15 protein-coding genes are annotated in these 12,015 nt (G+C 35.9%); 1 reads left to right on the top strand and 14 read right to left on the bottom strand.

The window, feature by feature from the left end:
- Positions 1 to 10: 10 nt before the first annotated feature.
- From I6F53_RS12020 to I6F53_RS11960, 13 genes are all read right to left on the bottom strand, one after another.
- Positions 11 to 367 carry an ApeI family dehydratase gene (locus I6F53_RS12020; protein WP_166421379.1) on the bottom strand — a complete coding sequence of 119 codons (357 nt, stop codon included), beginning with the start codon at positions 365 to 367 and terminating at the stop codon, positions 11 to 13.
- Positions 360 to 1,688, bottom strand: coding sequence for an AMP-binding protein (locus I6F53_RS12015; RefSeq protein ID WP_197239687.1), 1,329 nt, complete (start codon positions 1,686 to 1,688; stop codon positions 360 to 362). The genes I6F53_RS12020 and I6F53_RS12015 overlap by 8 nt, the downstream gene beginning before the upstream one ends.
- Positions 1,689 to 1,693: 5 nt before the next feature.
- Entirely contained in the window at positions 1,694 to 2,245 is a 552-nt protein-coding gene (locus I6F53_RS12010; RefSeq protein WP_197239686.1) for a hypothetical protein, read from the bottom strand.
- Complete coding sequence (locus I6F53_RS12005; RefSeq protein WP_166421390.1) at positions 2,245 to 2,499, bottom strand: acyl carrier protein; 255 nt, start codon at positions 2,497 to 2,499, stop codon at positions 2,245 to 2,247. The genes I6F53_RS12010 and I6F53_RS12005 overlap by 1 nt, the downstream gene beginning before the upstream one ends.
- 56 nt (positions 2,500 to 2,555) lie before the next feature.
- A complete protein-coding gene (locus tag I6F53_RS12000; RefSeq protein WP_010553039.1) occupies positions 2,556 to 2,813 on the bottom strand; it encodes a phosphopantetheine-binding protein in 258 nt (85 codons plus the stop codon).
- On the bottom strand, positions 2,806 to 3,582 hold the full coding sequence (locus I6F53_RS11995; RefSeq protein WP_231616588.1) for a lysophospholipid acyltransferase family protein: 777 nt from the start codon (positions 3,580 to 3,582) through the stop codon (positions 2,806 to 2,808). Before I6F53_RS11995 ends, I6F53_RS12000 begins: the two co-directional genes overlap by 8 nt.
- The gene (locus I6F53_RS11990; RefSeq protein WP_166421375.1) at positions 3,582 to 4,310 is read right to left on the bottom strand and encodes a beta-ketoacyl synthase chain length factor; all 729 of its coding nucleotides are present in this window, start codon (positions 4,308 to 4,310) and stop codon (positions 3,582 to 3,584) included. Before I6F53_RS11990 ends, I6F53_RS11995 begins: the two co-directional genes overlap by 1 nt.
- Before the next feature lie 81 nt (positions 4,311 to 4,391).
- Positions 4,392 to 4,913: a hypothetical protein gene (locus I6F53_RS11985; protein WP_166421374.1), complete on the bottom strand. Its 522-nt coding sequence runs from the start codon at positions 4,911 to 4,913 to the stop codon at positions 4,392 to 4,394.
- Positions 4,910 to 6,013, bottom strand: a complete 1,104-nt coding sequence (locus I6F53_RS11980) for a beta-ketoacyl synthase N-terminal-like domain-containing protein (protein WP_197239684.1) — start codon at positions 6,011 to 6,013, stop codon at positions 4,910 to 4,912. The genes I6F53_RS11985 and I6F53_RS11980 overlap by 4 nt, the downstream gene beginning before the upstream one ends.
- The gene (locus I6F53_RS11975) at positions 6,013 to 6,285 is read right to left on the bottom strand and encodes an acyl carrier protein (RefSeq protein ID WP_010553044.1); all 273 of its coding nucleotides are present in this window, start codon (positions 6,283 to 6,285) and stop codon (positions 6,013 to 6,015) included. The genes I6F53_RS11980 and I6F53_RS11975 overlap by 1 nt, the downstream gene beginning before the upstream one ends.
- Positions 6,276 to 7,427 (bottom strand): ABC transporter permease, encoded by a 1,152-nt coding sequence (locus I6F53_RS11970; protein WP_197239683.1) that lies wholly within the window; start codon positions 7,425 to 7,427, stop codon positions 6,276 to 6,278. Before I6F53_RS11970 ends, I6F53_RS11975 begins: the two co-directional genes overlap by 10 nt.
- Positions 7,421 to 8,344: an ABC transporter ATP-binding protein gene (locus I6F53_RS11965; protein WP_197239682.1), complete on the bottom strand. Its 924-nt coding sequence runs from the start codon at positions 8,342 to 8,344 to the stop codon at positions 7,421 to 7,423. Before I6F53_RS11965 ends, I6F53_RS11970 begins: the two co-directional genes overlap by 7 nt.
- A gap of 69 nt (positions 8,345 to 8,413) precedes the next feature.
- The gene (locus tag I6F53_RS11960; RefSeq protein WP_197239681.1) at positions 8,414 to 10,438 is read right to left on the bottom strand and encodes a 2,4-dienoyl-CoA reductase FMN-binding domain-containing protein; all 2,025 of its coding nucleotides are present in this window, start codon (positions 10,436 to 10,438) and stop codon (positions 8,414 to 8,416) included.
- A gap of 266 nt (positions 10,439 to 10,704) precedes the next feature.
- Between I6F53_RS11960 and I6F53_RS11955 the strand changes: the two genes are divergently transcribed.
- The gene (locus tag I6F53_RS11955) at positions 10,705 to 11,526 is read left to right on the top strand and encodes a hypothetical protein (RefSeq protein ID WP_197239680.1); all 822 of its coding nucleotides are present in this window, start codon (positions 10,705 to 10,707) and stop codon (positions 11,524 to 11,526) included.
- Between the two features lie 24 nt (positions 11,527 to 11,550).
- Here the strand turns inward: I6F53_RS11955 and I6F53_RS11950 are convergent, their stop codons facing one another.
- Positions 11,551 to 11,997: a DUF2141 domain-containing protein gene (locus I6F53_RS11950; RefSeq protein WP_197239678.1), complete on the bottom strand. Its 447-nt coding sequence runs from the start codon at positions 11,995 to 11,997 to the stop codon at positions 11,551 to 11,553.
- Positions 11,998 to 12,015: the final 18 nt, after the last annotated feature.

Genomic DNA, 12,015 nt, shown 5'->3' with positions numbered 1-12,015 from the left:
TAAAGCACTCTTATTCATCATTTAGCACTACTTTGCCTGATGCATGCTGTCCATGCTCTGAGCTGTAACTAAAGCTAAATTTAGTATTTTTAATTTGTTTTAATAATAAATCTACTTCGTAATTTGGTTTAACTATAATCTGAAACTTTAACGCATCAACTGAAATTGCTTTTTGGCAATCTACATTCAAATATTTAGTCAAATAATGCATCACCCAATCAAGTTGAGCGACGCCTGGTAAAATTGGTGCTTGCACAAAGTGACCTTGAAAATAAAATAGGTTTTCTGGTATTTTTAAACGCAAAAGCACATGGTCAGGGCTTTGTTCTATTACTTCACAAATAGGTTTATATACGAAATCAGTCAAACATTTTCTCCAATTGCATTTTTTCGAGTTTACCTTGCGTGTTATAAGGTAATGCCGACAAATAACGAAACTTACGTGGTATCACTAAAGGTTCAAAAAATGCTTTTAAATGGCTCTTAAGAGCCTGTGAAAATTTAAATTTACCATGCTCTGCTAATACAGCTTCACCCTCTTGGGTTAACACTAATACTGCAGCAATCTCACTTCGCTTATTTTGTTGCTCATTTTCAAGAAGTAATACATAGCATTCGTTAACCAAAGTGTATTGATTTATCTTTTGCGTTATCTCATCTAATGAACAACGTTTTTCTTCAATTTTAACAATGCGATCTGCACGACCTAATAACGAAAACTGATTACTATTAGTTAATTGCGCTCTATCATCTGTTTGATACCACTCATTGTGATTAACATAAGGCGATGAGATAATAAGTCTTTGTAAGTCATCCGTTTTTATTTTTATCGGTGTAAATGCTTGCCAAATTACAGACTTATTTTGCTGGCGCCAAGCAATTCCGCCAGTTTCAGTACTACCAAGCACTTCAACCGGTGCATAACCAAATTGCTCGCTTAGTAAATTAGCTGCAACTGATTGCAGCGGTCCACCAGATGAAAAGCAACAGCGTAATTTATCTTTAACAGATACTAATACGTTATCTTGAACCAATCGATGATAGTAAGCTGGGCTACTAATTAAGGTAATGTCACTTTTAGCTGTATTTTCAATAAACGAAAGTAAATGCTCTGGGTATTCAAAGCTACTAAAACAAACATTTCTCCCAGAGTATAGCGGCCAAAGAACTTTAAATAACAATCCATAAATATGTTGATGCGACACAGTAGCAACAAAAGTTGTATTTACAATTTGCTCGCCAAATTGCTCTTCAAGTACATCGAGTTCTAAAACTAATTGCTTAAACGTTTTATCTATCGCTTTTGGTTGTCCACTCGAACCCGATGTAAAAAAACGAATACTTGTAAGCTCGTTAATCTCAAGCTCAGCTGTAGTGCTACTTCTTAAATCTGGTGTAAATGCGATGTCAGCAGATGATAAGTTAGCATCACCACAAAATGCATCGGCATAGCTTAAGCATTGCGTGAGCTGGGCAGGTTGTCCATTTTGGGGCAAAACAATTGACTTTTTTGCCACTAATAAAGCAAAAAACAATACGCTAAACTGGTAGCTATCAGCATCAAAAAGCAACCACGTAGTTTCAGGCTGCTTAGAAAAATTTTTAGCGTGGCCGTTAACCTGCTCACGCCAAATTGTAAAATCATGGTTCTCACCATAAAAATAGTTATTATTATTTGGCCACTTCATTCGATTTATTTTTTGCCTTTTGCCATTTGCCATTTTCTTACAATCAATTCTATGATCATTAATAACCCCATCAGCAGATACGAAATCAAGCCATTATAGGTAAGCCATACTTTTGGATTTGGGTGAAATACGGTTACAGTCGCAATTAAACCATTCAATATAAAAAACACACACCACACTTTAGTCACTGATCGTGTGTAACGTTTTCCATTTTCATCTAGGGTTTCAAATTTACCTGCAATAATTTCAATTACACTAGGGGGGTTATATAGTGAATAAGCAAATACAGCTAAAAAGCAGCTGCTGATAACAACAGGGTAAAACTTTAACGCTAATGCTGAATTTGCAAAAGTAGCAAAAAGTAATAACCCACACCCGCATGCAGTCATAATTTTTAAATGAGGAATCGTTGTTTTGCTGTCTTTAACCAACCAATGCCTTAGCAGTAAAACGGCAACAAAAACACCACCAATAATTACCGGTTCACTGTACTGTAAGCCAAAATATACCGCAAAAGGGTAAGTTAATAATAAGCCAGCTAACAACGCCTTTTTCATTAAGCCTCAACAACCATTAGCTTTTCAATTGCGTCAATTACATCTTGTACGGTACGAACTTGTTTAAAGTCATCAGGTTCGATTTTTTTACCTGTTTGTTCGCGTAATTTTACAACCAAATCTACGGCATCAATGCTATCAAGATCTAAATCTTCATATAAACTTGCTGTGCGAGTAATGTCCTCAGGCTCTATCTCAAAATATTCCTGTAAAATATCGCTAAGCATCGCAAAAATTTGCTCGCCGCTTTTCATGTTTTCATTATTCATATATATATCCAAATACTGTATCGCTTTAAAAACGCAGTATGTTATGCCCTTGTTGCAGCTATAAAATCACATAAAGTTTTAACCGAGTAAAAATGCTTTTTACTGTCATCGGTATTTCCATCAATTTTTACATCGTATGCTTTTTTAATTGCGACACCTAATTCAAGTGCATCAATTGAATCTAAGCCTAAACCATCAACAAAAAGTGCTTCTTCATCGTTAATATCTGCGGCTTCAATGTCTTCTAAATCTAAAGTTTCGATAATTAGTTGTTTAACTTCAGTGCTTAAATCACTCATATTTTAATTTTTCCTCGTTAAGATAAGCTTGTAAATCGCGTGTTAGTTTGCGTACCGAATTAGTTACCTGATCGTCTTGTATATAAGGTTCTATCAAATAAGGAGGTAAAACACGCATCTTAAAGGTAAAACGGCGATCAGTTACCTGATACCACTTTTGTCCTTTGGTTAATGTTATTGGGTTTACGTCAATTAAGATTGGTAAAATATCGACTTGAGTTCGAAGCGCAATATTTCCAGCCCCTCGTTTAAAATGCCAAGGTTTACCTGGTACACTTCGAGTTCCTTCAGGGAACACTATAAGATTGTTTCCACTGGCAAAGCTTTTTTTACATTGCCCTAAAAAGTAATCTGGCTCAGCATCATTATTAATATAACCAGTGGCTTTAACTACACCTTTTAGAAAAGGATTTCTCCATAAATCAGCTTTAACAACGCAGTCTGCATGGCGCACAATAGAAATAAGCACAACAACATCAATTAAAGATGGGTGATTAGCTATTATTAACTGCCCTTTTGCTTGTTTTATTGCATCGAGCTTATCTACATCTAATCGTAATATGCCAACTAAGCGCATATAACCAACAAAAAATTTAAATGAATAATGCACAGCAGTTCGTGCAGCTTGATTTCGTTTATTTATATCACGATAAATAAGTCGTTGAATTGAAAAGATAATAACAGACAATGCCAAACCACCAGCACTAAACAAGGCGAAGGCGCTGCCTGTTGCAATAATACGGTATGCTTTTATCAATTGAGTTTTCATTAGCGCGATAGCTGCCATTGATATCTTTTTGAGTTTATTTCTAACTTATTATTTTGTGAAAAATAAAACTTTAAAAAATCGAGAGCTTGTAACTCAGCTGCTTCGCTTTCTCTTACATAATGATGACCGGTACATTTTAGTTCAAAACCGTTACTACTTTCACACGGTTCAATAAGCAACCCTACTGCTATATTGTCAGGTTTTTGTTGTACATAAGGTTGGTAATGTTCAGGTACAGCTTGGTCACTATATACATATAAAATACGCTCATAGCCATGCATTTGCAGCTTTGCAACAGCATCTACTAATCCCATAAAAAAACTATCTTCACCTGCGGACATAGCGCAAAGTGGTGCTTTATTTCCAGCATAAATACTAAACAAACCACCCACAGCATTATGCACTGATAACGCAAAGTTAGTTGGAGAAAGCGTTTCTTTAGCTGCAACAGCTGCAATTAATTTAGTCGTTTTGTGTAGGTCGCCATGGCGAGAAGAAAATACACTAGGAATGTTATGCTGAAATCCTTCACTTGCCTCTAAAGCGCAGTGGAGTGTCAGTTTAGCAAATGCGCTTAAACGTCTTCGCTGCATCGCAGGTATCTGTTTTAATTCAGGAAGAGTTAACGTTTGCGGGTTTACTATCATACTGTTGGAGTATGATTGCCAATCTTGGTGATTTATTTTCCCGTCGCCCCAAGCGATGCATTTTTTGATAATAAATTTCAATGTAATAATCCCTATTACAGCAGTGGTGACAAAAAGAGGCTAGATTCTACAGTCGCACTTGTTTTGATTCAAGGAAAACTCTCATATAACACCACGTTCGCCGAAAAAACCATCATCTTGGATTATTTTCGCCCAACATTCTCGTTGGTTTTCATCTTCTTGCCAAACCAGTAAAATAGCGTGTTCAATCAAACCTAAGCTCATATCGGTTTCAGCTAGCAACTTGTTTTTTTCTATTGCTTGCTTACTACTACCTATAAAAATGTTTGGACCATCAATCGCATACGTATTAGCTATATAATAGTTTGCTGCATTACCAACACTTGCTACAAAACTTAATGGTTTTATAGGGTTGTTTTGGTGTACATCAATTAACATTGATTGCATTGAATCACTCGAAAAGTAATCCGCGCAACTATACAAACCACTCTTTGCACTTAGTTCAATATCACCTTTAGCACGGTATACTGCTAGTAACGCAATTAGTGTAAAAGAATCCATCCTACGAACCTGTAAACCAGTTTCTTGTTTTACAAGTTGCCTCAAGCTTTTTACATCTCGATTTTTTTCAAAGCTTAAATAGCTACTGCCTACTTCTTTCATTCAGTACCTCTATAACGCTGAAAAACTAAAGCCGCATTATTACCGCCAAAACCAAAGTAATTAAATAATACAGTGTTCACTTGTGAAAAATCATTTCCTTTATAAAAAGGCCACATCAAATCGTTATTTTGAGTTATATACTCAGGTGGTATGTACGATTCTTTACTTAAACAATCAGCGAATAATGCAATTTCAATTACACCACATGCGCCTAATGTATGTCCTGTAAAAGGTTTGAAAGCAATAATAGGAGGGCGATGAGTTGTTTTTGATGTATTAAATAATGAAGTTAAAGCATTACACTCTGCTTCATCATTACCAAGCGTGGCAGTACCATGTACTTTAATTAGGTCTATATTAGTACTTTGAATATTTGCCTGTAGTAAACAATCATTAATAACTTGTGCAATATGACTGCCATCTTCCTGAGTCATTGTTAAACTATAAGTGTCGCATGACGATGCACCACCCAGCATTTTGAGACTGCACTGCGCGTTAGGCGTCGATGATAAATAAAGAGCTGCAACTCCCTCCCCTAAGATTAAGCCAGAACGACCTTTAGCAAATGCAATTAATTCTGTTTTACTAATTAAATCTAACGACTTAAAGCCTTCAACTGTTAGGGGGTTATAAAATTCGCAACCTATAACCAATGCATGTTCAATTTTTCCGGTACTTATTAAACGCGAAGCATACAAACATGCATTAGCACTTGCTGTACATGCTGTGCTAAACGTAAATTCCAACTCATTTAAACCGTATCGTTTTACTAATGCTTGGCTAATTTTATCTGTTTTAGATAGCCACAACTTACCTTCATCTCCCACTTCCACAGCACTGATATCTAAAGAAGTCGATCCTAAAAATAAATTAGTTTTTGCTAAATCACTAGCTGATAGATTCAACTTTTCAAAAAGAGGATATAAAACGGCATCAAAATAACTTAAAATACCCGCAAAATCGCTACAATTTATTTCTTCTCGAAATGATTTAAATGCCACACTTTCATCTTCAATAGTGCTTACAACACTACTTGTTTTATTACTTAATGGTGCCGATAAGACCCCGCTGGCATTTAAATATACATCCCGTTTATTCATTACTTAGCACGCTCTTGAATAATGAAGTCGGCAATTGTATCTATAGACTGTAAATGTTTACGCGTTTCTTTAGAGCCTTCGACTTTAATGCCAAAGTTTTGTTTTAATACTAATGAGAGTTGTAAAGCATCTAATGAGTCTAAGTTGATGCGTGATTTACTTCCAAACAATAGCTCTGAGTCAATAATATCAGCGGGCTCAAAATCATCTTCTTTATCACATTCAGTGATAATTAATTGTTTTAACTGTAGTTTTAATTCGGCTAATTCCATGTCAAATTCCTCATTTTTTTATTAAATATACATAATGCAGCAACAAAGCATAGCAATGAAAAACCCCAAAGCGATGCTGTATATTGCCAAAAAGTGTGATCAACTGATTCACTCATCAGTTGTCGTAATAGTTGAGCTGACCAATACATTGGCGACCCATTTGCCAGCGCGGCTAAATTATCAGGCATAATCTCAAGCGGCACCATAAAGCCACTCAATGCAGCTAAAATTATATTTACCCCACCACCTACAACAATTGCTTGTTCATAACTCGACACCATACTTGCTAATAATAAAGCAAAGGCAATTGCAGTAAAACTAACGGTTATAAATGTAAATATACTAAGCAATAAACCATACAGCGGTAGTAAAGGTAGATTCAAAAAGTAGGGAATTGCAATACAACCAATGATTGCAAGTAAACAGCCTTGTATAAGGCTGACAATTACATAAGCACATGCTTTGTTATAAAAATAGCGAGCCATACTAATTGGGTACGTTTTTAACCTAACCAAAGTGCCATTATTACGCTCATTAATAAAAGTGAGTGAAATAGGCAAAACAATAAAATAAATACCAAATACCCACCAAGCAGGAATGCTATTCAACGCTGGGTTGTGTAACGCTTTAGCTAACGGCTTTTCTAATAAATAACTTACATCTGATGATTCAACAACTTGATTAACTTGCTCATCTAACGATAAATCCTGAGATAAATCACCTGTATCAAGCATATACAAATAGAGTTTTAATTGAGATAAGCTCGCTTTCAATTTTTCAGTCATTAGTAATCGCGTTTGCGGCGCAAGGTCGTCACTTATATCTAACCGTAACTGGCTATTACCTTGGCGCATTAAAATTTGTTTATCTACACCGGCTTCTATTGTTAATCTGTTATCGGTATTGTTTTTATCTATAGTAAAACCCTGTGCAATTAAAAGTGCGATTAAAACATTACTATTCGCACTATTCTCTTGCCCAATGACACTGAGTGTTAGGTTAGCTTGTATATTTTTTTGCGACTGGCTGCTTGCCATCGTCATAATAACCATAAACACAATAGGCATAAGTAATAGTACGGCTAAGCTGTGTAAGTCATTTGCAATTAATCTGGCTTCTTTTTTTACCGTATGGATTAACATGATGACTCCGAAAATAAGTCACGATACAGTTGCTCTATATGACTATTTGAGAATGTCAGTGTTTTAATAGCATGACTCAAATTAGCAAGCACTGTAAAAGTAGATGCTAGCTGCTCGCTATTACTCACTTTTAATTGATGTCCGCCATTTTCTAAAATGGTTATCGGCTGTTTAAAAAGGGCTATTTGACTTGGAGATAAAGGCTTAACAGTAGTGAAATTTAAAGACGGTTTTTGATTATTTAAAAGCTCATTTGCAACGACTTTACCATTATTTAAAAATACGACTTCATCGCATAGCAATTCAACCTCATGTAATAAATGAGAGGTATAAACCAAGGTTTTACCTTGTTGTTTTAAATCCAATAATAAATTAATTATTGCATCACGCGATAATGGATCTATGCCTACCGTCGGTTCATCTAAAAATATAATGTCTGGCTGTTTACTCAAGGCAATTGCAATATTTAAGCGACGCTTATATCCACCAGATAAAGAACCCGCCATTTTATTAATAACATCATCAAGCCCGCATGCACGTATAGCCGATTTAATATGATTTGAATGTAAACTGCGATTTTTTTCACTTATGGACACAAAAAAAGCTAAATTATCGTGCACACTAAGTTCATGATAAAAAGCAAAATCTTGCGGTACTAAAGCAACTTTTTGGGCTATAGCTTCTTGGGTCGTATACAGTGAATAAAAAGGGTAACTAATTTGACCTGTTTGAGCAGTCAAAAGACCACTCATTAATGAAATTAATGTTGATTTTCCAGCTCCATTAGGTCCTAAAATAGCAGTGCAGCTACCTTGAGCAAGATTTAGTGATATATTATTAACACTCAATGGCATATTTGCTTTATAGCCAAAGCTCACTTGTTTTAGCGCCAACATAATTGGCATTAACTTCGCCATACTATTCCCTGTACCATTAAATATTCCTTTGAATTTTTATATTCTATTAATAGTGAACTGCGTAACCATCTATAAACTTTGCGCAACAGAAAAAGCATCGCCAATCGCTCTTTGCAAATCTAATTTTTCAGCGTTTAACGCACCGCCTATATAGCTAACTGGCATTAAACTGCTTAGTTGATGATGATACTCTGGCAGTACCGACTGCTGACCACTACAAATTACAACATGGTCCACATTTAATACTCGTTCACGGTTACGTATATTTAAATGCAAACCTTCTTCATCTATTTTTTGATAATTCACAGCAGCAAGCATTTTTACTCCCTGCTGTTTTAAATGCTCTCGGTGTATCCAGCCTGTCGTTTTCCCTAAATCTGCACCGTGTTTTCGTAATTTACGTTGTAGTAAATACACTTCACTTGATACTGTTGATTTGACGGGTTTTCCTTTTATACCACCTGCATTGCCGACGCTTAAGTCAATACCCCATTGTTCACTAAAACGTAAGTTTGAAGGTTCAAGATTCAAACACTGATTTTTCATTGCAACTATATAAGCAGCAACATCAAAACCTATTCCACCAGCGCCAATTATTGCAATTTTTTCGCCTGGCTTTACTTTAGCGCTAAGCACTGCCTCATAACTAATTACATTTGGTAATTTAATACCTTCTATTTGAGGGGTTAAACCTGTTACCCCCGTAGCAATAACGCAGTGATCAAAACGAGCCAAAGCCGCTATATTCGCTTTTATATTTAAGTTAATTGTAACATTTAGATTTTTTAAACGGCTTTTAAAATAGCGTAACGTTTCTCTAAATTCTTCTTTTCCAGGTACATTGGCTGCAAGTAATAGTTGCCCACCCAGCTTTAATGCGCTTTCAAATAAAGTAACTTGATGGCCACGTTCTGCGGCATAAATAGCACAAGCCATTCCTGCAGCGCCACCACCTACTATAGCAACTTGTTTTACCTTATTCGCTTTATTAACAGGCATTAGCGTTTCATTACAAGCTCGAGGATTAACAATACATGTGGCTGGCAAGTTAATAAAGATATTATCTAAACAAGCCTGATTACAGCCAATGCATGTATTAATTTGATCAGAATTACCCGCTTTCGCTTTTGCGACAAACTGACTATCGGCTAAAAAAGGGCGTGCCATAGAAATAAAATCAGCATGTTTACCTGCAAGTAATTGTTCTGCAACTTCTGGAGTGTTAATTCTGTTGCTCGTAATAACAGGCACTGTTACTGCTGTTTTTAGCCGTTGACTTAAGGATGAAAAAAATGCTCTTGGGACACTCGTTGCAATAGTAGGAATGCGCGACTCGTGCCAACCAATGCCTGAATTAAGCATATCAACACCTGCACGTTCTAGCTCATGCGCCAACTGTAATACTTCATCAAAAGTACTGCCGTCTTCAACTAAATCAAGCAAAGATAAACGAAATATAACTATAAAGTCACGCCCTAAAGCAGCACGAACTTGTTTTACAATACTAACTGCAAAGCGAATACGGTTTTTATAAGATCCGCCCCATTGATCATCTCTATGGTTTGTCGCTTTAACAATGAATTGATTTATTAAATACCCTTCAGAGCCCATAATTTCGACACCATCGTACCCTGCTTTTTTAGCGAGCTTAGCGCATTGCACAAAATCATCTATTTGTTTTTCTATTTGTTGATGGGTTAATTCTGCTGGAGTATAAGGGCTTATAGACGCTTGAATAGCTGATGGGGCAACTTGCTTAGAATGGTAACCGTAGCGCCCTGCATGCAATATTTGCATACAAATTTTTGTATCGTGTTTTTTAACAGCCTTTGTAATTAACCTGTGTTGCTCAACTCCCTCTATAGAATCTAAAACACTGCGGTTAGGCGCTAATATCCCTTCTTGATTTGGAGAAATACCACCGGTAATAATCAAACCAACACCTGCGCGGGCACGTTCACCATAAAAAGCGGCTAAACGCTCAAAGCCTTGAGGTAACTCTTCTAAATTTGTGTGCATAGAGCCCATCACCACACGATTATTTAGTGTAGTGGAACCTAACTGATAAGGCGTAAACAAATGGCTATATAACATAAAAACAACACAAAGTGGCTCAAAACCGCGCTAGAGTAACAAGCTTTAATTATGACTGCAAAATTTACTGCAATATTTTAAAATTAACGACAAAACAGTTTGATTTAAAAACAAATAAATAATATATCTTGTTGTGTAGCAAAGTGATGACTATGATAGTTAACAAGTTTATTATACTAATTAACTTTCAAATACAGAGTGCTATATTTAAAAAAATTAATAATATAGTATTACTCTTTTTACTCCCTCTTATACAAGGAATCGTTATGTTTTCATTAAAACCATTATTAATGGGCTTAGGTTTAGCTGCATTATCAAGCTCTGCATTTGCACTAACAACAAGTGAGCAGCTTGATTATGACCGATTAATTTCAGGCGATATTAATCAAGTAAAACAAGCTGCTCAGTCTATTGTATCTAGCAACAATAGTAACCCTGAAGTGTTAGATGTTTTAGCCCAATACTTAGCCAAAAACTACTTAGCTGCAGCTGATTACCAATTAGATACAATGGCATGGGCGTGTCGAGCTTTAGGTGAGACAGGAAACGCGCGTTACCGAGATTTACTCTCTACTATAGTTAATAGCGATGCACATAAAAAAATCCGTAAATATGCAAAAAAATCATTAAAGCGTTTACCTTCTGATAGTACTGAGCAATTTGTAGTTGGGTCTGTAGATTTATCAAACTTACAAAAAAATGCCCCTAAGTCGGACATTCCCTCGCTTAAAGGTGACGATAAAGTCCTGTTTGATATAGCTAGTGAAAATTTAACTGAAATTAAATTGCTCGCCCAACAGTACACATCTAAAGGCCTACCCTCTAAGAAAATAGGCGACACCCTTGCTGAGTATTTTGCTCAAAATTACAAAACAAGCGAACAACACAAATTCGATACTTTAGCGTGGGTATGCAAAGGTTTAGCAACCGATGCAACCGGACGTTATAAAACACTCATTGAAGACGCTGAAGAAAACAGCCCTATTCGTGCAGTTAGAAAGCATTGCCCTGATGATATTGATGGAAATGGCCCGTATTACAAAGCAGGTGATATTGATTTAGCTGCAATTATTAAACAGCTTAAATAACGTATTTATAAATAACGCCGTAATTTAACGGCGTTTTTTGTAATTAACGTTTACTTTAATAGATTTACTACTTGTAAGTTCAAACACGCTATTTTCGGGTGATGGTAGCCCCATCATTAAATTAGGGTTGTTCGAAAACCCAACTGGTTCTTTAGGAATCGAACTCGACGATACATCAAGTAGACCATTTCCATTTAGATCTTGAAAAAAACGCAAACAATAACGACCTTCTGGTAACTCATTCAGCGTTACTTTATGCTCATCACTCGTTACTGTAAAATTTTGTACTCGAATCTCTGGTAAATCATCCCATGCTAAGTCTGTATTACTGCAATCAAGCACTTGAAAGTGTGATTGACCTTCAACCTGCCTAAACTTTGCGAACGAAATATCAAGAGAGTAACCTTGCTCTACAGCAAATAATTTACAGCTAAATAGTATCGTAGAAACAAAAATAACTATTTTATACATCAAGTAATCATCCAATTT

Origin of the sequence: Pseudoalteromonas sp. SWN29, from assembly GCF_015864465.1 — a bacterium.
Taxonomy (GTDB): Bacteria; Pseudomonadota; Gammaproteobacteria; order Enterobacterales; family Alteromonadaceae; genus Pseudoalteromonas.
This window is presented reverse-complemented; position numbering and strand designations above follow the sequence as displayed.

Coding starts and splice junctions, on each gene's coding strand:
- I6F53_RS12015 (WP_197239687.1), bottom strand. CDS start 1,688: ATGAAGTGGCCAAATAATAATAACTATTTTTATGGTGAGAACCATGAT.
- I6F53_RS12010 (WP_197239686.1), bottom strand. CDS start 2,245: ATGAAAAAGGCGTTGTTAGCTGGCTTATTATTAACTTACCCTTTTGCG.
- I6F53_RS12005 (WP_166421390.1), bottom strand. CDS start 2,499: ATGAAAAGCGGCGAGCAAATTTTTGCGATGCTTAGCGATATTTTACAG.
- I6F53_RS12000 (WP_010553039.1), bottom strand. CDS start 2,813: ATGAGTGATTTAAGCACTGAAGTTAAACAACTAATTATCGAAACTTTA.
- I6F53_RS11995 (WP_231616588.1), bottom strand. CDS start 3,582: ATGAAAACTCAATTGATAAAAGCATACCGTATTATTGCAACAGGCAGC.
- I6F53_RS11985 (WP_166421374.1), bottom strand. CDS start 4,913: ATGAAAGAAGTAGGCAGTAGCTATTTAAGCTTTGAAAAAAATCGAGAT.
- I6F53_RS11980 (WP_197239684.1), bottom strand. CDS start 6,013: ATGAATAAACGGGATGTATATTTAAATGCCAGCGGGGTCTTATCGGCA.
- I6F53_RS11975 (WP_010553044.1), bottom strand. CDS start 6,285: ATGGAATTAGCCGAATTAAAACTACAGTTAAAACAATTAATTATCACT.
- I6F53_RS11970 (WP_197239683.1), bottom strand. CDS start 7,427: ATGTTAATCCATACGGTAAAAAAAGAAGCCAGATTAATTGCAAATGAC.
- I6F53_RS11965 (WP_197239682.1), bottom strand. CDS start 8,344: ATGGCGAAGTTAATGCCAATTATGTTGGCGCTAAAACAAGTGAGCTTT.
- I6F53_RS11960 (WP_197239681.1), bottom strand. CDS start 10,438: ATGTTATATAGCCATTTGTTTACGCCTTATCAGTTAGGTTCCACTACA.
- I6F53_RS11955 (WP_197239680.1), top strand. CDS start 10,705: ATGTTTTCATTAAAACCATTATTAATGGGCTTAGGTTTAGCTGCATTA.
- I6F53_RS11950 (WP_197239678.1), bottom strand. CDS start 11,997: ATGTATAAAATAGTTATTTTTGTTTCTACGATACTATTTAGCTGTAAA.